This window comes from Paenibacillus sp. 22594, from assembly GCF_052044425.1.
GTDB lineage: Bacteria > Bacillota > Bacilli > Paenibacillales > Paenibacillaceae > Paenibacillus_AQ.
This window is the reverse complement of sequence record NZ_JBQENA010000003.1, coordinates 379416-399568: the sequence shown is the minus strand read 5'-3', so window position 1 is coordinate 399568 and position 20153 is coordinate 379416. Positions and strand designations below refer to the sequence as shown.

Annotated in this window: 15 protein-coding genes; 7 read left to right on the top strand and 8 right to left on the bottom strand. The window is 52.0% G+C overall.

Features of this window, described 5'->3' with window-relative positions; all coding sequences use genetic code 11:
- The first annotated feature begins 43 nt into the window (after nucleotides 1–43).
- Complete coding sequence (locus tag ACTJKB_RS12455; protein ID WP_074088432.1) at nucleotides 44–484, top strand: winged helix-turn-helix transcriptional regulator; 441 nt, start codon at nucleotides 44–46, stop codon at nucleotides 482–484.
- A gap of 59 nt (nucleotides 485–543) precedes the next feature.
- Here ACTJKB_RS12455 and pepT read toward each other — a convergent pair whose 3' ends face one another.
- The 4 genes from pepT to ACTJKB_RS12435 all read right to left on the bottom strand — a co-directional run bounded on the left by pepT (nucleotide 544) and on the right by ACTJKB_RS12435 (nucleotide 5173).
- The gene (gene pepT / locus ACTJKB_RS12450; RefSeq protein WP_440834332.1) at nucleotides 544–1776 is read right to left on the bottom strand and encodes a peptidase T; all 1233 of its coding nucleotides are present in this window, start codon (nucleotides 1774–1776) and stop codon (nucleotides 544–546) included.
- A gap of 59 nt (nucleotides 1777–1835) precedes the next feature.
- Entirely contained in the window at nucleotides 1836–2507 is a 672-nt protein-coding gene (locus ACTJKB_RS12445) for a sortase (RefSeq protein WP_440834331.1), read from the bottom strand.
- Nucleotides 2508–2537: 30 nt separating this feature from the next.
- The gene (locus ACTJKB_RS12440; RefSeq protein WP_440834330.1) at nucleotides 2538–3626 is read right to left on the bottom strand and encodes a hypothetical protein; all 1089 of its coding nucleotides are present in this window, start codon (nucleotides 3624–3626) and stop codon (nucleotides 2538–2540) included.
- Nucleotides 3627–4108: 482 nt separating this feature from the next.
- Nucleotides 4109–5173: an LLM class flavin-dependent oxidoreductase gene (locus ACTJKB_RS12435; RefSeq protein WP_440834329.1), complete on the bottom strand. Its 1065-nt coding sequence runs from the start codon at nucleotides 5171–5173 to the stop codon at nucleotides 4109–4111.
- A gap of 334 nt (nucleotides 5174–5507) precedes the next feature.
- Between ACTJKB_RS12435 and ACTJKB_RS12430 the strand changes: the two genes are divergently transcribed.
- The 5 genes from ACTJKB_RS12430 (at nucleotide 5508) to pgmB (ending at nucleotide 13628) form a co-directional block, all read left to right on the top strand.
- The gene (locus ACTJKB_RS12430) at nucleotides 5508–6512 is read left to right on the top strand and encodes a LacI family DNA-binding transcriptional regulator (protein WP_440834328.1); all 1005 of its coding nucleotides are present in this window, start codon (nucleotides 5508–5510) and stop codon (nucleotides 6510–6512) included.
- 208 nt (nucleotides 6513–6720) lie between these two features.
- Nucleotides 6721–8148 carry an ABC transporter substrate-binding protein gene (locus ACTJKB_RS12425; RefSeq protein WP_440834326.1) on the top strand — a complete coding sequence of 476 codons (1428 nt, stop codon included), beginning with the start codon at nucleotides 6721–6723 and terminating at the stop codon, nucleotides 8146–8148.
- A gap of 204 nt (nucleotides 8149–8352) precedes the next feature.
- A complete protein-coding gene (locus ACTJKB_RS12420; RefSeq protein WP_440834324.1) occupies nucleotides 8353–9468 on the top strand; it encodes a carbohydrate ABC transporter permease in 1116 nt (371 codons plus the stop codon).
- Nucleotides 9469–10560 (top strand): carbohydrate ABC transporter permease, encoded by a 1092-nt coding sequence (locus tag ACTJKB_RS12415; protein WP_440834323.1) that lies wholly within the window; start codon nucleotides 9469–9471, stop codon nucleotides 10558–10560.
- Nucleotides 10561–10613: 53 nt separating this feature from the next.
- Nucleotides 10614–13628: a beta-phosphoglucomutase gene (gene pgmB / locus ACTJKB_RS12410; protein WP_440834322.1), complete on the top strand. Its 3015-nt coding sequence runs from the start codon at nucleotides 10614–10616 to the stop codon at nucleotides 13626–13628.
- Between the two features lie 111 nt (nucleotides 13629–13739).
- Here the strand turns inward: pgmB and ACTJKB_RS12405 are convergent, their stop codons facing one another.
- Both ACTJKB_RS12405 and ACTJKB_RS12400 read right to left on the bottom strand, forming a co-directional pair.
- Nucleotides 13740–14201, bottom strand: a complete 462-nt coding sequence (locus ACTJKB_RS12405) for a DinB family protein (RefSeq protein ID WP_440834320.1) — start codon at nucleotides 14199–14201, stop codon at nucleotides 13740–13742.
- 182 nt (nucleotides 14202–14383) lie between these two features.
- The gene (locus tag ACTJKB_RS12400) at nucleotides 14384–15361 is read right to left on the bottom strand and encodes a LacI family DNA-binding transcriptional regulator (protein ID WP_440834319.1); all 978 of its coding nucleotides are present in this window, start codon (nucleotides 15359–15361) and stop codon (nucleotides 14384–14386) included.
- A 260-nt stretch (nucleotides 15362–15621) separates the two neighbouring features.
- On the opposite strand from ACTJKB_RS12400, the gene ACTJKB_RS12395 reads away from it, so the two are divergent.
- Nucleotides 15622–18588, top strand: a complete 2967-nt coding sequence (locus tag ACTJKB_RS12395) for an ABC transporter substrate binding protein (protein WP_440834317.1) — start codon at nucleotides 15622–15624, stop codon at nucleotides 18586–18588.
- Between the two features lie 192 nt (nucleotides 18589–18780).
- Here the strand turns inward: ACTJKB_RS12395 and ACTJKB_RS12390 are convergent, their stop codons facing one another.
- On the bottom strand, nucleotides 18781–19164 hold the full coding sequence (locus ACTJKB_RS12390) for a RidA family protein (protein ID WP_440834316.1): 384 nt from the start codon (nucleotides 19162–19164) through the stop codon (nucleotides 18781–18783).
- Nucleotides 19165–19315: 151 nt separating this feature from the next.
- The gene (locus ACTJKB_RS12385; protein ID WP_440834314.1) at nucleotides 19316–20023 is read right to left on the bottom strand and encodes a Crp/Fnr family transcriptional regulator; all 708 of its coding nucleotides are present in this window, start codon (nucleotides 20021–20023) and stop codon (nucleotides 19316–19318) included.
- Nucleotides 20024–20153 lie beyond the last annotated feature (130 nt).

Below are 20153 nucleotides of genomic sequence, written 5' to 3'. Positions count from 1 at the left end.
TTATTGGCGATATACATAATTTGGGCAAAGGGGATCACACCTAATGAATGTACAGCGGAGCAGCGGAGCATCTACTTCAAATGAATACCCGGAATCCCTTCAGAGCACGCTTGAACTGATCAGCGGGAAGTGGAAGGGGATTCTTCTCTATCATCTAATCAGCGGAACTAAGCGATTCAACGAAATCCGCAGGCTCTGCCCGGACATCACCCAGCGGATGCTGACTCTTCAGCTCAGAGACATGGAGCGTGCAGGGCTTGTTCATCGAAAGGTGTATCCGCAGGCTCCCCGGAAGGTGGAATACTCCTTGACGGACTGTGGCCGAGGCTTGGAGACAGCCCTTCTGAATATCAAAAGCTGGGGTGAAACTTACCGCCAGGAACTCTTCAGGGAGCATCCCGGGCTGCCTGAATTGCCAGCCTCTGCTTCTCCGGCTGCAGAACCGCAGGCAGAGCCAAAACAAATATCCCCGGCTAGGAGCTAATGCTCCTGCCGGGGATATTGTTGCATATAAGGGGGTGTGTACCCGCTGCACCTAAGCCGTTAGGCTTTCTGCTCAGTCAGCTTGGCGATCTCGACAATGACCTGCACGGCCTTTAGCATTACATCCACGGAGGCATACTCGAATTTTCCATGGAAATTCTCGCCGCCCGTGAAAATATTCGGTGTCGGCAGCCCCATATACGACAGCTGCGAACCATCGGTGCCACCGCGGATCGGGCGGATCACTGGGGTAATACCGAGGTTCTCCATGGCTTCCTGGGCGATATCGACGATATGCCTTACAGGCTCGATTTTTTCGCGCATATTATAGTATTGATCCTTCATTTCCAGAACTACATTCTCTGCTCCATAGGTAGACTGGAATTCCTCAACAATCGCTGCGATATGCGCCTTGCGGTTCTCGAAGGACTCACGGTTAAAGTCACGGATGATATACTGCAGCTTGCTGTGCTCCGCTGTACCCGACATAGAGATCAAATGGTAGAAGCCTTCATAGCCCTCAGTGAATTCAGGCGCTTCACCGGACGGTAGTCTGAGGTGGAATGCCATGGCGATTTTGGATGAATGAATCATCTTGCCTTTGGCAGTTCCGGGATGCACGTTTACACCGTGGCAGCTGATTTTGACACCGGCAGCGTTGAAGCTTTCGTATTCCAATTCCCCGAGCGGTCCTCCGTCCACCGTATAGGCATGGGAAGCCCCGAAGCGCGCAACATCGAATTTATGCGGCCCGCGTCCAATTTCCTCATCGGGGGTAAAAGCGACTCTGATCTTCCCATGCTTAATTTCCGGATGCTCCAGCAGGTAGGCCATGGCAGTCATAATCTCAGCGATTCCCGCTTTATTGTCTGCCCCCAACAGAGTGGTGCCATCGGTTGTGATCAGCGTGTGTCCTTTGTATTCAGGCAGCTCCGGAAAGCTCTGTGTAGAGAGCACGACACCCAGTGCTTCATTCAGGACAATATCCTTGCCATCGTAGTTCTCGATAATCTGCGGCTTCACATCCGCTCCGGTGAAATCAGTCGCAGTATCCAGATGTGCCAGGAAACCGATCGTCGGAACTTGCTTTTGTGTGTTGGCAGGCAGTGTAGCCATGACATAGGCATGCTCGTCCACTGTAACCTCCACAAGACCCAGCTCCTGAAGCTCTGCTACCAGCTTGTGGGCCAGGTCCATCTGCCCCGGTGTGGAAGGACAGGCTTCATTGTCATCATTCGATTGAGTATCCATTTGGGCATACGAAATAAACCGTTCTATCAGCTTTTCTTTCATTAACAGGTCATCTCCTCTATCTCATCGTATATCTATAGTATCACTTTCCATACAATGTCTCATCCCTTGTCTCCAGATTGGGAAACCGGCTCTTTGCGGAGCAGAGAGGCTGAGAGCAGATAGCGGTCTGGTGCCGGGCCGATATAGGTAAACGGATAGCAGGTAATCAGAGTAAGCACTGCTTCGCTGTGCTGCTGCTTGATTACACCTCTTGCGTCACCGTCTACAATCGTACTGCCGGTAATGCTGTAAATGAATTTTCCGCCGACAGTTTCAACCTCAATTAGATCACCCTTCTTCAAAGTGCCAAGCCCCCGGAACACCGTATCACGGTGGCCGGCCACCACACTGTTGCCCAATGTACCGGGCGGGGCGCTCCCTATATCATGCCCTGCACCCTTTTTAAGCTGCGGCCGCTGCGTGCCTTCCAGGATGGCAATCCGTTTATTCAGTTTGGGCAGATAAATCTCTCCGATAATGTCTCCTTCCTTGTAGACAGGCTTTGAAGTACTTTTTGTTTCCGATGGACTGATCATGCCGTCAGGCAGGGGTGTTTCGTCATTAGACTGGGATATAATGGGAGCTTCCTCCCTCTTTTTCTCCCATTCCTGCAGTGCCTGGCGTGCTTCGGCGGGTGCCCGGAAGATTTGGAAGGCTGAATAGAGCATGATACACAAAGAGAGTACGAAGATCAGCTTCACGGCAATGACCAGCCCGGAATGCTTCTTCATACTCTCGCCTCCAACTTATAGTGAAATGGGTTACTTCTTCGAGCTCAGTCTGCGCAAGACGATTATACTCACAACTGCTACCGCCAAGCTGATTAGAATCAGGTTATACCAGGGTTCTGCAGTGTCCGGCAGCTTCTCGCCGCCGTCTGGTCCCCCTAGCGGAAGCTCATCATCCCCTAGTGTCACTCCAGGATCCGGTGATGATGTTGCTTCATTGCCGGTTCCCGGTGAAGCCGAAGGTGGACTTCCGCCGCTGCTGTTATTGCCGCCCAGTGGAACCGGCGGGTCGGTGACCGTAGCTTCGTTTAAACCCGGTGAAGCTGTTGCTGCAGGTGAAGCAGCAGGTGTAACGATTGTTCCCGGCACCGAGCTGGCGGTTGGCGCTGCGGTCGGGCCGTCTGTCGGATTCGGAGTAGCAGAAGCCGAAGGTGTAGCGCTAGGAGTAGCCGACGGATTCGGAGTAGCAGAAGCCGAAGGTATAGCGCTAGGTTCAGCCGACGGATTCGGAGTAGCAGAAGCTGAAGGCGTGGCGCTAGGCGAAGCCGACGGATTCGGAGTAGTAGAAGCCGAAGGTGTGGCGCTAGGCGCAGCCGACGGATTCGGAGTAGCAGAAGCCGAAGGTGTAGCACTAGGCGAAGCCGAAGGATTCGGCTCACCGGAAGCGGAGAATATAAAGGCTACACGGGTTGTTTTCGCCTGATATTCATTACCAGCCTCATACGGAAAAGTTACATCCATTTGGATAGCCTCCTGGGCTCCCCCGGACAGTGTTCCTACTGCCACCCGCCCCTCCGCCTCGCTCATCACCCCCGAATAGAGGATTACTCCCTCTTTTTGCAGGGTCATTTGCAGGATATTGTACAATTCCTGGTCCCCGGACATAAATTTGAAGTCTACATAGTAATTGAAGGGCTCATTCCCTTCATTAATCACGGTATAGTCTGAGGAGGTGACATCACCCGGCTGCATATTGTTCATCTTCGCCAAACTGGTTGTGTGCGAATTCACCGTAAGCTTTATCGTGTCCTCTGCACTTGCGCCCCCGGCATGCCAGACAACCCCAGCCAGAACGATCAGAATATAGACGCCAATAATTGCCTTGTGGTATTTTTTCTTCACTTGCCCGCTCCTTTCTTTCTGGAAGCTCTGCCTTGCTACCCGCAGACATTCGGCATAAACTCCGCTTTATTCCCAGCTATTTGCGCACACCTTGTCGAAAAGAGTGGTTTTTTGAAGAACCACTACATATATAAAGCGATAAGGAGGTATCAAGGTTGTAAGGGGATATGTATGTTCGTTATAACGAATAATATCAGTATAATCAAAATCTCAGATAAGTAAAAATGGGAATTAGTGTGTATATTCGTCTTATAGGATCAAAAAGCAGAAAAAATAGATGGATATTTAAGAATAGCTTCCGATTTCTGTTTATTTCTCAGGATTAAAGAATAAGTGTGTATTTTATAAAGAACGTTTGCAATAGTTCGTTCGACTCCATCAGCGGGTGTGTTGTTTCCAATACGTCAAAAAAGAGAAAGCAACAATACGTTGCCTTCTCTTTTTGATCTGAATATGATTATCTTAACCCGGCGTTAGATAGCTTAGCTTTCCTTCGCCAGTTCGGCGACAAGCTCATAGGAATGCAAGCGTGCAGAGTGGTCATAAATCTGCGAGGCCACGATGAATTCATCGGCCTGGGTTTCTTCTGCGATTTGCAGCAGTCTTTCCTTGATCGAGGTTTGATCTCCTGCGATGGAGTAGAGTTGCTTGCTGAGCAGCATGGCTTTTTCCTGAGGAGACCACAGTCCCTCCATGCTGTCTACAGGAGGCTGGAGCTTGCCGGTCCGGCCGCGGATAATATTGAGAAATTGCTGCTGCTGCGAAGTCGCAAGCCAACGAGCCTGTTCTGTGGTTGCGGCCGCCGTAATTCCAAGCCCCACCATGACATGCGGCTTATCCAGCGTCTCTGACGGCTTGAAGCTGGTGCGGTACAGATGAAGGGCCGGCAGCAGATAATCGGGTGCGAAGTGGCTGGCAAAAGCAAATGGCAGACCAAGCTGGCCTGCGAGCTGGGCACTGAAGCCGCTGGAGCCTAGCAGCCAGATAGGCACATTCAGGCCTTCACCTGGAACTGCACGGACACCAAGCGGCCGTGAGCCGGCTCCGTCCGGATTAAAGTAGGCTCTGAGCTCACTCAGCTGCTCGGGGAATTCACTGCCGTCACTGCCAAGGCTGCGGCGCATGGCCCGGGCAGCAGCCTGATCTGAACCGGGAGCTCTGCCCAGTCCCAGGTCGATCCGTCCGGGATACAGAGATTCAAGTGTCCCGAATTGCTCGGCAATCATGAGCGGCGCATGGTTACTGAGCATAATGCCTCCCGACCCTACCCGAATGCTCTTGGTGCCTGCGGCAACATGACCGATGACAAGTGAGGTAGCAGAGCTGGCAATACCAGGCATGTTATGATGCTCAGCGAGCCAATAGCGGTGATATCCCCAGTCTTCGGCATGGCGGGCCAGATCTAGCGTGTTATGAAAAGAATCCGCCGCCGTTCCACCCTCCACAATTGGAGCCAGATCCAGCACGGAAAACGGAATGTCCTGCAGTTTTTTCACGAATATCCCTCCCAAATGGATGCTTCTATTAATAACCAGTATTTGCAGCATGGAAATGATCTACCCGGCAATTATAACATGAAAATAAATTATTTACACACTTTAAGTAAGCAGGTGTCCGGAAGTTTGCTGAGACCCCCTTTTTTCCAAGAGCGGTCATGAGACTAAATGAATTCTTTATTGCCTAAATGGCAACAATGAAAGCGCTTAAAAAAAATCTGTTGTCAATTATGGAAACCCCTGCTATAATCGCTTTGAAAAGCTTTTCCAAGTACAAACGGCATCGTCATTCTTTGTAGGACGGTATCCGTTTCAGAGAGAAATATAAGGATAATTTATTGTGAAACAAATATATTCTTATATTTTAAAAAAGGAAGTTACGCTAATGAAGCCAACCATCAGAGATGTTGCCAAAATGGCGGAGGTGTCGATCAGTACCGTATCCCGCGTGATGAATGCACCGAATACCGTAGTTGAGAGTAAACGCAGCCGTGTAATTGAAGCCATAGAGAAGCTGAAGTATCAGCCCAATGCCTTCGCCCGGGGATTGATTTACAAGAAGTCTAATATGCTGGGCTTGCTTATCCCTGATATTGAGAACCTTTATTTTGCCGGAGTGATCCGGGGAATGCAGGATGCCTGCATTAAGCTGGGTTACAGTCTGATGATCTGCAATACCGACCGTGATAAGGACCGGATGCTGAGCTACATTGACACTTTTCATGAGAAGCAGGTAGATGGAATTGTGTATGCCAGTGATGTCCTGTACCCGGAATGTTATGAGAAGCTGACCGGCTGCAGAATTCCCTTTGTGCTGGTCTCATCCCACTCCGAAGAATTCGATGTGCCTACGGTGGAGATTGATGATGAAAAGGCAGCCTACGACGCGGTCCGATTTCTGATTGAGCTGGGTCACACCGAAATTGGCATGATCGGGTTCGATCATGTGAATTCTGTATCGGGTCCACCAAGGTATGACGGGTTTGTAAGGGCATTGACGGAAGCCGGACTTGAATACAATGTGGAGAAAGTCAGATATGCCAATCACCGTTTTGAGCATGCCTATCAAGCTGCGCATGAGTTGTTTGTGGATTATCCGGAAGTGACGGGCTTATTCTGTGTCGCTGATGAGTTCGCGATGGGGGCAATCTCGTATTTGAAAGACCGCAATATTCTCGTGCCGGGTCAGGTATCCGTTATCGGGTTCGATAATCTGCGGATGTCTGGGATGTTCATTCCGAAGCTGACCACGATTGCACAGCCGATTTATCAACTGGGCTATAGAGCCGCCGAGAAGCTGCATGAGCTGCTGACCACCGGAAAAGTGGAAGTAACCACAGAAAAAATGGAGCATAAGCTGATTGTGAGGGAATCCTCACGGGAACGATGAGTCCTGCTCATTTTGAAAAGCTTTTCATAAAAGTGGAATGAAGGCTAACTATTTTAAATATAGTATTGGAAACGCATACAAACCAAGATAGCCTTATGCTCCACTACTTCTTGCAAGGAGGTGATCCCGCAGGCAAGCGAGCAACAACCGAACGTAAGCACAAGAAATGCAGTCTCACAAACCATAATTAAAGGGGATGTATGACGAAATGAAAAAGGCTACGGGACGAAAACTGTCACTCGCCATGGTGCTATGCTTATCCTTCACCATGCTGCTTAGCGGTTGCGGCGGGAATAATAACACGAATAATGCGGCTAAGACCGATCCGCCAGCGGCTACAGAGGCACCGGCTGCATCTAACAATCAGGCATCACCTGATCCTACAGAGGCCGCTGCTGCGGGCTCACCGCTGGATTTGGCTATGAAAGGTGATTATAAAGGAACCAAAGTCACGATGTTCGGACCCTTCGTAGATGCTGACCAGGTGAAGTTCGAGAAAAGCATCAAGGAATTTGAAGACAAGACCGGCATCGACATTCAATATGAAGGCTCCAAGGAATTCGAAGCGACGATCAATATCCGCGTCGACGGCGGAAATGCGCCGGATATCGCTGACTTCCCGCAGCCTGGCCTGCTGGCTTCCATTGCCAAAACCGGCAAGGTGGTTGACCTGACAGGAGTGTTGGACCAGGAGAAACTGAAGGCCAACTACAATAAAAGCTGGCTCGATATGTCCACTATGGATGGCAAAGACGGCAAGATTATGGCCGGGATCTGGAACCGCAGCAATGTGAAGAGCCTGGTGTGGTATCCAAAAAAACAATTCGAAGATGCCGGATATAAAGTTCCTGAAACCTGGGATGAGATGATGGCACTGACCGAGCAAATCGCCAAGGACGGCGATCCGGCCTGGACCATCGGTATCGAAAGTGGTGCAGCTACAGGCTGGGCGGCAACGGACTGGGTAGAGAACATCATGCTGCGGACAACCACGCCGGAGAACTATGACAAATGGGTGAAAGGCGAGCTGCCGTTCACTTCCCCGGAAGTGAAGAACGCCGTTGAAGTCATGTCCAAGATCTGGCTCAACAAGGATTATGTCTATGGCGGAACCAAATCGATCGTAACAACAGCTTTCGGGGATGCGCCAAAACCGATGTTTGAGAACCCTCCAAAGGCCTGGTTCAACCTGATGGGCAACTTTATCACAAGTTTCTTCCCGGAAACCGCTAAGGTGGATCAGGATTACGACTGGTTCTACCTGCCGCCGATTGATCCGCAGTACGGCAAGCCGGTGCTGGTAGCAGGCGATATCTATGCCATGTTCAATGACCGTCCGGAAGTCCGTGCAGTAATGGAATTCTTCACCACCGGTGAATCCATCAAGAGCTGGGTGCAGTCCGGCGGTGTAATCGCTCCAATGAATGATGCTTCTCTGGATTGGTACACCTCTGAATCCGACCGCCGCATGGCGAAGCTGGTGCAGGATGCTTCCACGCTCCGTTTCGACGGTTCTGACCTGATGCCGGGTAAAGTGGGTGCGGGCACGTTCTGGAAAGGCATGACCGACTATGTGAGCGGAACGGCAACACTGGATAAGGCTCTGGAACAGATCCAGTCAGGCTGGAAAAACTAAGCGGAACTTATTAAGTCATATAATCATCTAAAAGCGGGGCAGTGTGCAGCGAGTATGGCCTGTCCCGCTTTTTCTCTGTTAAGGTATTTTGACCGAACAGATCGACCATGTACAAGGCTTACGAAGAAAGTTTTGCTCGGCAAAACCAGAGCCTATGCTTGCGAGGAAAGTTTTGCTCCAGCAAAACTTATAGGAGGAGCTAATATGGATGCACAAATAAAGCCGGAATCCAGTGTTGCGGGTGCCGGGGCGAAGCAGAAAATCAGCCTCAGGGCAGTGCTCCTGTCCCTTGTTGTACTACTCTCCAACATCGTTATCAATGGTCTGATTTTCATGTTTTTCCGGGATTCCACGCTGAATCCTCTGCTCACGGCGGTTCTTGCTGTACTGTGGGGCGTGCTGGGGGTGTATCTGATTTACTATACGCTGACTTGGGCGGTGGAGCAGTACCCGGACTATATCCGCAGGAAGGTGCTGCCGTATATTTTTATCGGGCCGGCAGTAATCATTCTGGGCTGGCTGCTGGTGTTGCCTGCACTGCGTACATTATACCTGAGCTTCTTTAATGCTTCCTCGGAGAAATTTGTCGGATTCAGCAACTACGCTGCGATATTCAGCGACCATCTCATGGCGACTGCACTGCGTAATAATCTGCTCTGGGTGTTCGTGGGGACGCTGGCTTGTGTCTGCTTCGGGCTGCTCATCGCCATCCTTGCCGACCGCAGCAGCTACGAGAAAATCGCCAAGTCAATCATCTTCATGCCGATGGCTATATCTTTTGTAGCCGCAGGCGTAATCTGGAAATTCGTCTATTACTATCAGCCGGGTGATGAGCAAATCGGACTGCTGAATGCGGTCGTGACCTATTTTGGCGGCGAGCCGCAAGCCTGGACGAGTATGCTGCAGCCCTGGAATAACTTTTTTCTCATTGTCATTTTGATCTGGATGCAGACCGGGTTTGCGATGGTGATTTTCTCTGCTGCGATCAAAGGAGTCCCTGACGATATTCTGGAGGCTGCGCGTGTAGATGGGGCGGGTGAGGTGAAGATTTTCTTTGGCATAATGATCCCGTTCATTTCGGCGACGATCCTGACCGTTACCACCACCATTATCGTCTTTACATTGAAAATTTTTGACGTCGTCATGGTGATGACAGGAGGTCAATACGATACGGAAGTGGTAGCGACACAGTTCTACCGGCAGTTCTTTATGTACCGTAATTTCGGGTACGGCTCGACGCTGGCTATTGTTCTCCTGATCGCGGTCTTGCCGGTCATTATTATTAATCTTCGTCAGTTCCGCAAGCAGGGGGGATTCTAAATGGTCGGCAAAAAGAAAAGAAAAGGCGGTAAAACCATCGTCAATCTGGTGCTGGGTGTCATTTGCTTCATCTGGCTGCTTCCCACGCTGGGCCTCTTTATCTCCTCGTTCCGTCCGGCAGCGGATATTCTGCAGACCGGCTGGTGGAAAGTGTTCCCCCATCAGGAGTGGAAGGCAGGCGAAACGCTGCAGCTGTCCAAGGATGTGGATCTGCGCCAGCCGATTGAGGTGAACGGCAAAACCTACACAGACGACCAGTTGAAGGCAGGCGTGGAAGTGGACGATAGCCGTCTGATGTGGGAAAACCGCAGAGCGCGCACGGTCAATATGCAGGAGCAGGGCTGGGAGACCAAACCTGATTTCACACTGGATAATTACAATAATGTGCTGTCCGGCAAAGAGTACAAACTCACGGAGGCTGACGGCAGTGAAACGGTGCAAAAAGGAACGGGGTTGTCGCAGGCCTTCTGGAACACGCTGACGATTGCGGTTCCGGCTACGGTTATTCCGGTGCTGATCGCCTCTTTTGCCGCGTATGCCTTCGCCTGGCTGCGGTTCCCGGGCCGCAAAACACTGTTCGTGATCATTATCGCCATGCTCGTGATTCCGATTCAGGTCGCACTGATTCCTGTGCTTAAGGATTATACCGCACTGGGTCTGAACGGAAGCTATCTGGGGATCTGGCTGGCGCATACCGCCTTCGGTCTGCCGCTGGTCACCTATTTCATGTATAACTTCATCAGCCAGCTGCCTAAGGATTTGTTTGAGTCGGCCTTTATTGATGGCGCGAGCCATTTCACTATCTTCAGCAGACTGATTCTGCCGCTGTCCGTTCCTGCCCTGGCTTCCATCGGTATCTTCCAATTCCTGTGGGTATGGAATGATTATCTGGTCTCACTGATCTTTATCGGTAACCAGCCTTCGGTACAGGTCATGTCGATGAAGATCGCCGATCTGGTCGGCTCGCGCGGCAACGACTGGCATCTGCTGACCTCGGCGGCGTTTATTTCGATGCTGATGCCGCTGGGAATCTTTTTCCTGCTGCAAAAGTACTTCGTCCGCGGCCTGATGGGCGGTTCAGTGAAAGGATGACCGAAGGGCTGGAGGGTTCATAAGAGTCTCGCGATCAGGAGGAGATGTTCAAGATGAAGATGAAGATGAAGCCCTATGAGCATCCGGCGGCACTGTATCCCTACCGGGATTGGAGCCTTGGCGAGGATGCCTACGAGGATGAGCACAACCAGAGGAGCGAGAGCGTGTTTGCGCTGGGCAACGGATATATCGGCATGCGCGGCAATTTCGAGGAAGGCTATCATGGCCTGGCGGGAACCTCGGTGGCCGGTAACTACCTGAACGGATTCTTTGATTCTGAGCCGATTGTGTATCCAGAGGGGGCGTACGGGTATCCTGAGCACAACCAGGCCATGCTGAATGTAACCGATGCCCGGATCATCGAGCTGAGTATTGAAGGCCATGCCTTCCATCTGAACAGTGGTACGGTACACCGCTACGGGCGCAGGCTGGATATGCGAAGCGGCATCCTCCACCGTGAAGTGGAGTGGGAATCGCCGTCAGGCCACCGTGTCCTGCTGCAGATCCGGCGGATGGTGTCCCTGAAGCATAAGCATCTTGCCGCCACCCACTATAGCGTAACGGCGCTTAATTTCGACGGTACGCTGACGTTCAGCTCCGCTATGGACGGGAATATCGTCCGGCAGGAGGCAAGCGGAGATCCCCGGCTTGGATCGGGTAGCAGTGAACCGAGCCTGCTGCTGGAAGGCACGGGCTATGATGAGACTGCAGGAATGCTGTGGATGAAGCAGCGGACCCGGCATACGCAGTTCGCACTGCTGACAACAATGAGCCATAGGCTGCAGGCGGAGTCTGGCCATAAGTTAAGCCGCCAACTGACCGGGCCGCGGATCTCGGAATGTTATACCGCTGAAGTGCTTAGCGGACAGAGCGTTTCGCTCAGCAAGTATATTTCGTATCATACCTCCAAGGATTATGATGAGGAGGAGCTGCATAGCCGGAGCATGGCCGTACTGGAGATGGCAGCGGATTGCGGCTTTGACGGGCTTGCTGCTGAACAGCAGGCCTACCTGGATGTCTTTTGGAGTCACACGGATGTAGAGATTACCGGTGACCCGGCGCTGCAGCAGGGGATCCGCTTCAATGCCTTTCAGCTGCTGCAGTCTGTAGGCCGTGACGGTGTAACGAATATCGGAGCCAAAGGCCTCACCGGTGAAGGCTATGAGGGCCATTATTTCTGGGATACCGAAATGTACATGCTGCCGTTCTTCACGTACACACAGCCCGAAGTGAGCCGTGCACTATTGGAGTTCCGCTATGCCACACTAGGTAAAGCGCGGGAGCGGGCGGCAGTGATGTCGCAGATAGGGGCGCTCTATCCCTGGCGGACGATTGACGGCGCGGAGAACTCGGCTTATTTCCCGGCAGGCACGGCCCAGGCGCATATTAATGCGGATATCGCGTATGGCATCAAGCAGTATGTGCAGGCGACAGGCGATGTAGAGTTTCTCGCCGCCAAGGGTGCGGAGGTTCTGTTTGAAACGTCGCGCTTCTGGGCGGATCTGGGCCATTACAATCCGGCACGCGGCGGAGCCTTCTGTATTGATGCCGTAACCGGTCCCGATGAATATACAGCCATTGTGAACAATAACGCCTATACGAACCTGATGGTGCGGGATCAGTTTCTGTACGCTTTTGAAACGGCTGATCTGCTGCGCCGGGATTACCCCGAAGATTACGAACGGCTGGAACGAAGTATAGGACTGACCATACAGGAGGCAGAGGGCTGGCTGGAAGCTGCGGAGAAGATGTATATCCCTTTTGATAGGGGCTTGGGCATCTATGCGCAGGATGATACGTTTCTTAGCAAGCGGAAATGGGATTTCGAGCGGACCCCGGCGGATAAATATCCGCTGCTGCTGAACTATCACCCGCTTGTAATCTACCGCCACCAGGTGCTGAAGCAGGCCGATCTCGTTATGGCATTGTTCCTGCTTGGCGATCAGTTCAGCCTGGCTGATAAAATCCGCAATTATCAGTATTATGAGCCGCTGACGACCCATGATTCTTCCCTGTCGCCGTGCATTCACAGCATCGTCTCCGCTGAAATCGGTGATTTGGCAGGAGCCTATGCCTACTTTGACCGCACGGTGCGGATGGACCTGGATGATATCAACCGCAACGCTAAAGACGGGCTGCACATGGCGGCAATGGCAGGCTCGTGGATGTCGATCGTGAACGGCTTCGGCGGAATGCGCCAGTATGACGGCGTGCTGTGCTTCCATCCGGCGCTGCCGGAGCAGTGGCAGAGCTACCGCTTCAAAATCACGTCCAGGGGTCAGCTGCTGGATGTGTATGTAGACCGTGAGACGGCAGTTTATACGCTGCTTGAGGGGGAAGGCCTCACGATTCGGCACCTGGAGCAGACGCTGCAGCTGTCTCCGCGGGAGCCGGTGACCGTGTCGCTTGCGAGACGGCTGGAAGCGGTGATCTTCGATCTGGACGGTGTGATTACCGACACAGCCGAATATCATTATCTGGCCTGGCAGGCGCTGGCCGATGGCCTGGGTGTGCCCTTCAGCCGGGAGAAGAATGAACGGCTGAAAGGCGTGAGCCGCATGGAGTCGCTGGATATTATCCTGGAGGACAGCGGCCTCGCCTTCACGGAAGCCGAGAAGCAACAGCTGGCGGAGCAGAAGAACGATCATTACAGGGAAATGATCGGGCGGATCACCCCGGAGGACCTGCTGCCGGGGATCCCGGAGCTGTTAGATTCCCTGCGGGAGCGGGGAATCCTCTTAGGGCTGGCCTCGGCGAGCCTGAATGCTCCGCAGATTCTGGAGCGTCTCGGCGCAGCCCGCTGGTTCCAGGCGATCGCCGACCCGGCTAGTCTGCGGAAGGGCAAGCCCGACCCGGAGATCTTCCTGCAGGCGGCGGAGCTGCTTGGGGTCACGCCGGGCCATTGCATCGGCGTGGAGGATGCGGCAGCGGGCGTTGCCGCGATCAAGGCTGCCGGCATGAAGGCAGTGGGTATCGGTAGCGCAGCGCGGCTAGGCGCGGCTGATCTGCTGGTACCCGGGCCCTCGGGGCTGAGTGTAGAGAAGCTTATGGAGCTGATCCAGCTCTAAATGGAAATACCCCGTCTACCCTCCATGGTTGGAGGAGAGACGGGGTATTCGCATTTAGAACTACGTTCCGGAATGGAGGCTCTGTTCCGAATATGTATTAGAGCCAGCCGGTTACAGCAGATGTTGATCCGGGAAGATTTGCTCCAAGTGATGCTTCATGTGATCCAGATAATCCTCAATTAACCATTGCAGGGTGACGGTTCCGCCGTTCTCCATCAGGAAAACAAGCTGGAGCTGGTCCGGGGTAAGTCTTGTAATCACCCGCAGAATGGCCTGATTGAGGCTGGTCCATAGGGCAGATACCTCCCCTGGAGCAGAACTGCCGTGCTGCTGGGCGGCCATCCATTCATCCTGATCATACAAGGCTAGGCGCAGCGGTTGCGGTTCGTATTGTACTTTAATGAAGCGTGCGAGATTATTGGTAGCCGAATCGCACAAATGTCCGAGCAGCTGCAGCTTAGACCATTTGCCCCCTGGGCGCAGGGCGGTGGCTTCTTCAGGAGAATAGGAGGCGAACGCGGCGGGTACCTCCTTCAAGAGTGACTGCAGTGCTATTATCGTAGTCTGAATCATTTCTCCTCACTGCCTTTCAATCTGAATTTAAAATATTGAAATTCCGGAAAAATAGGATAATCCCGGTTCGCATTATGGCTAGCTGTAGAAGGGGTGGTTGTATTTCGTACAACTACACTCCGCCTTACGTTAGCTGTTCGCGATCCACCGCTTTCGTCATGCGGTTCGCTCTCGCCTAAGCTTTATGTCGTGGCCCCTACCGCGAGTTCTACCGGCAAAATATTCTCGGCAGCAACGGAGGCGCCTTCGACCTGCTTCACGATCAGTTCTACCGCCAGCCGGCCCATCTCATCCATCGGCTGGCGGATGGATGAGATAGCGGGATGGAACAGGCTGCGCAGTGCGATTCCGTCATAGCCGATAATCCGCACATCTTCAGGCACGCTGCGGCCGCTCTCCCGGCAGGCCTTCAGCGCGTAGGCAGCGATGAGGTCACTGCCGGCGAAGATACCGTCAATCCCGGGATGCTCCCGGAATAGCTGCTCCAGCAGCCTTTCATAAGCCTGCATATCGAAGCTGTTATTGTCCGTATGCAGTGAAGTTTGCCATACGCCATGCTCCCGGGCAGTATCGGCAAAAGCCTCATACCGGAGGTGGGATAAGAGGTTCAGCTGAGGATGGCCGCCAATATGGGCGAGCTTCCGGCAGCCCTTTTCTATTAATAATGTGGTAGCCAGTTGTCCTCCGGCATAGTTGTCTGAACAGACATAAGGGATATCCGGTGAAATTTGCCGGTCAAAGGTGACCAGGGGCAGATTCATTTGCCGGTAGGCTTCCACTTCAAGCGTATGACTGCCCATAATGATGCCGTCGACCCGGCTTGCGCGCAGCATATCGATATACTCAAGCTCTTTGATTTTGTCTTGTTGGGAGTTGCAGAGCAGCAGTTTATACCCGCTCCGGTAGGCATGCTCCTCAATCCGGCTCGTCAATTCACCGAAGAACGGCAGTGAGACATGGGGAATAATCAGTCCGATAATATTGGACCTGGAGCGGCTCAGCGAACGGGCCAGCTCATTGGGTCTGTAGTTTAGTTCCTCCATCGCGGCATAGACCTTTTTCTTCAGCGTGTCGCTTAAGTAGCCTCTGCTGTTCAGCACCCGGGACACGGTTGTCGCCGATACGCCCGCTTTGAGAGCCACATCTTTTATGGTAGGCATAACATAAGGTCTCCTGTCTAAGGGGTTACTGCTAATTTATTCTATCCCGTATGCCTTAAGCTGTCTAGAAAGCCCGGGTTTTAAAAAATAAACGTTCCCCGTATAATTAAATGAAAAGATACATAAAGAGGGAAGCTGAAGCTGGTCAACGAATTAGTATATTGTCGAAACACCTCGTTTTGTTGTGCGGCTCCTAAGGATGTGGGGATCTGCTTTTGGAATAGAGGAAGACTTTGGGATAGATGCATGGGGGTATACTAATGGGCGTAGGGAGATTTCATCTCAAAGGTTTGCAGGGCTGGCTTGTGCCTCTGATTCTGTGTGTCATTCTGTTGGCATTTCTGTATCCGTCATTCACCGCCAGCGCCGAGGAGGCTCTTCCGAAGAATGTGCTGGTACTTCATTCCTATCAGAAGGGTTTCGAGTGGACGGATGATCAAAGCTCGGGTATCGAAGAGACTCTGAAAGGTGCAGGCAATGTGCCTTTGATCTATACGGAGTATATGGACTGGAAACGCTACCCAAGCCAGGAAAATCTCCAGCAATTGTACAATAGACTCAAGTTCAAATACGAAAATACTCCTATCGATGCCATCATTACAACAGATGACGCCGCGCTTAGCTTCGCCTTGAAATACCGGCAGGAGCTCCTGCACGATGCACCGATTATATTCAGTGGTGTCAATGAACGGGGTGTGGCCAGCATCCGGGACAAGCACAATCTGACCGGTGTGATCGAACAGATCAACTCTACCCAAACTATACAAATGGCACTGCATATTAATCCCCTGATCCGCAAGGTATATGTTGTGTTTGACAACTCTGAAAGCGGACTCTCCACGGGCCAAATGGTTATGGATCAGATTACCTCGCTCCATCGGGGTCTCGAGATCATTCCTATGAACCGTTTCTCCATTGAACAAATCAAACAAAATGTCTCTACCCTTTCATCAGACAGCATTGTACTAATGACTACATATTATAGTGATTCCACCGGTAGAATTATCGAATTTGATAGATTCGCCAGTGAGCTGGCAAGCAGCAGCAGCGTACCGGTATACCATCTATATGATTTCGGCTTGAACTATGGGGCTTTTGGCGGAAGCCTGATCAGCGGCAAAATCCAGGGGCAGACTTCGGCCAGCCTGGCGCTGCGTATTCTTCAGGGGGAACGTGCCGATGAACTGCCGATCGTTACAGACGGCACCAAACGGAATGTTTTCGACTACAACGAGCTTCGGCATTTTGGCATTTCCGTGAATAAACTGCCGAAGGGCAGCGAGATTATCAACAAACCGTTTTCCTTCTATGAAACCTATAAGACGCTGGTTCTGAGCATTATCGCTGCTTTTGCCGTGCTGGTGACCTTTATCTTTATCTTGTTGTTCTACGTGCAGCTGGCGAAGCGGATGAGAAGCAACCTGGAGAAAAGCAATGAGCGCTTTAGTCTCGCTGCCTATGGTTCGGATGCGGTGATCTGGGACGTGGATATGTCCACGATGATCTATTATTTCTCGGACAGTTGGTATGAGCTGCTGGGCTATGAACGTGATGAGATTAATGAGAGCCATGGGGGATGGAGGGATATTGTCCACCCTGAGGATGCAGAGCAGCAGGAAAAGGCGCGGTCACAGCATCTGGAGGGACGTTCTTCCTATTATTATGCGGAATACCGGATGCGCTGCAAGTCAGGGGAGTATAAATGGTTTCAGGCCCGGGGCAAAGTGCTGCGGAATGCTGCCGGAGGGTATGTCCGTTTTGCGGGATCGATGATCGATGTTACGGACCGCAAGGACTATGAGAGCAAGCTGCAAATGAGCTATCAGGAGCTGGAGTCCACTTATGAAGAGCTCACGGCGTTGCAGGATGAGCTTCTGGAGCAGTACAACAAGGTTGTGGAGAATCAGGGGCTGCTGCAGACCAGTGAAGAGAAATACCGGTATTTGGCCTATAACGATGTCCTGAGCGGTCTGCCGAACCGTCTGTCTCTGTCTGAAGAGCTGGAGAATTTTATCGAAGAGCATCCGGGCGGGCAAGCCGCACTCTTTTTTCTCGATATCGATAACTTTAAATACATCAACGACACTATGGGCCACACCCTGGGCGATCAGCTGCTAGTGAAGGCGGGTGAACGGCTGCTGGAGTTATCAGACGGGCGGTGTTTGCATTTCCGTTTTGGCGGGGATGAGTTTGTCATTCTGATCAAGGATATTGACGGATATTCTGAGGTGATTTTCTGTGCGGAGTCGCTGGTTCAGGGCTTCGGTGAACCTTTTGAGCTTGATAACAGCAGTGTGCATATCTCGGTCAGTGTCGGAATTGCCAGGTATCCGGAGAATGGGACCAGTGCGGGGGAGCTGCTGAAGAATGCTGATATCGCGATGTACAAGGCAAAAGAGGAAGGCAAGGGTACTTATATCATGTATGGTGAGGAGATGCAGCGACATTTTGATGAGCGGATGATTGTGGAGCATCATTTAAGAAATGCGATTGCGAACAATGAGTTGTCGCTGCACTATCAGCCGCTGGTGGATATCGGCTCAGGCGACATTTGGGGCTTTGAGGCATTGATCCGCTGGAACAATCCTGTGCTTGGCTTTGTGTCTCCGCTGTCATTCATCACCATCGCCGAGGATTGCCGGCTGATTGTTCCGATTGGCGAATGGGTCCTCCGGAATGCCTGCCGCTTCACGAAGGATCTGCATGCACAGGGTTACGAAGGTTATCACATCTCGGTCAATATTTCAGTGGTCCAGCTGATACTGGATGACTTCACGGAAATGGTGCTGACTATACTTAGCGAAACTGGGCTTGCACCGGAGTATCTGGAGCTGGAGATTACGGAGTCGATCTTTATGGAATCCTTCGAGGCGATCAGCTCCAAGCTGGAATCTCTGAAGCAGAAGGGGATCGGTATTGCGCTGGACGACTTTGGGACAGGTTACTCCTCACTCAGCTATCTGAAACAGCTGCCGATTACTACATTGAAGATCGATAAGTCTTTTATCGACAGTATTGATGCACCGAACAACATGTCACTGGCCAGCTCCATTGTCACCATCGGACATGACATGGGACTGAACGTAACCGCCGAAGGCGTAGAGACACAGGACCAGCTGGCTTTCCTGGAGCGTACAAGCTGTGACAAGATTCAGGGCTACTTTATCAGCAGACCGATCCCGGAAAAAGAGGTTGCCGCCTGGGTTGCCGCCAGAACTGCCGGCTGAACCTGAGGAGAATTTGAGAGGCCGTTGTTGAAGCGCCGGAGGCTAGTGTGATCTGAAACAACGGCAGGAGCGCCGTTGTTTCGGCGCCGGAGGCTAGTGTGTTCTGAAACAACGGCAGAAACGCCGTTGTTAAGCGCCGATGGCTAGTTTGCTCAGAAACGACCGGAGGGAGGTAGCCGTTTCTTCCTTTTTTCAGGGTGCAATAGCTTCTACTTCAATTTCAATCAGCAGATCGGGGGCGATCAGTGCTTGTACCTCAACCATTGTCGCAACAGGCTGGATATCCTTGAAAAACTCCCCATGGGCTTTTCCGAATTCCTCCCATTTGGAGATATCCGTAACGAACATTCTGGTTCTTACAACATTTGCGAGACCTGCGCCCAATTCGCCAAGCGCCTTCTCAATAATCTCCAGGATATACCGGGTCTGCCCATAGGGATCTCCTTTACCGACAACTTCACCGTCCTTCATCGCTGTTGTTCCTGCCACTTCAATCCGGTTCCCAACCCGGATGGCCCGGCAATACCCTACAGTTGACTCCCAAGGCGAGCCTGTAAACACCTGTTTTCGCTCCATAACAGTTCCTCTCCATCCTAGGCTTGTTCTACTTTTTTTGTGGTGCTGTTTCCAGCATCCTGAACCTTCCATCGTATATAACCTCCGGCACTTTTGCCCATACGTAAGTTCTTTAGCTTATTTATATCCTCTATATTTCAGTTGAACCGCTTCAGCGGTTGTCCCCGGGAGCAGCCTCTACGCTGTGAATGTAATCCTTCATTTGAATCATGTCCAGCAGGGCAATCTCCCTGCCCTTGAACTGAATCCAGCCCTGATCGCGCAGAATCCCCATTTCACGGGAAAGCGAAGGCCTTGCTGTATTTAAATGCTCTGCCCATTCTTTTCTGCTGAAAGGAAGTCGGATCTGATCGGAAGACTGGAGTTCGGCCTGCTCCAACAGGAAATCTACAATCCGGCGACGAAGCGGCCCGGCCGAGAGTATCTCAATCTTGCGGTTGACCAGCACCAGACGCTCGGACAGGTTCTCAATGAATCGGGTCAGCATGTCTGTATCTGCCGTGAACATGCGCAGCAGCTCCTGCTTGCCGATGAACATAATGGTGCAGGGGTCAGCTGCGGTTGCCGTGGCGGGAACGCTGTTGTTCCTGCGGAACAGTACGGCTTCGCCAATGGTCTGGCCTTGATTCAGATGGGCGATGGTGACACCGCTGCCGGTGGGATGGTTCTTCTGCACTTCCACCCGTCCGGAGAGCACGATGCCTAGACGGTCAGCCGTATCACCCTCAGCCAGGATTACGGCTTTCTTCGGATACTCGCTGACGGTGTAGATCATCTTTTGCAGCAGCGCCTCAATCTCTTCCACAGACCGTCCCCGAAACAGCAGACAGGCCTGCAGCACGGCAGGGTGCGGTTTCATAGATTTCCTCCTGAATTTAAAGTATCCGGTAACATCCGTTACCGATTGTTCGACGAAAGTCTACTACAATTACTGGTAACTGTAAAGGCGGGATGAAGAGGTCCTGGCAAGGTTCCAATAACCCATAAGG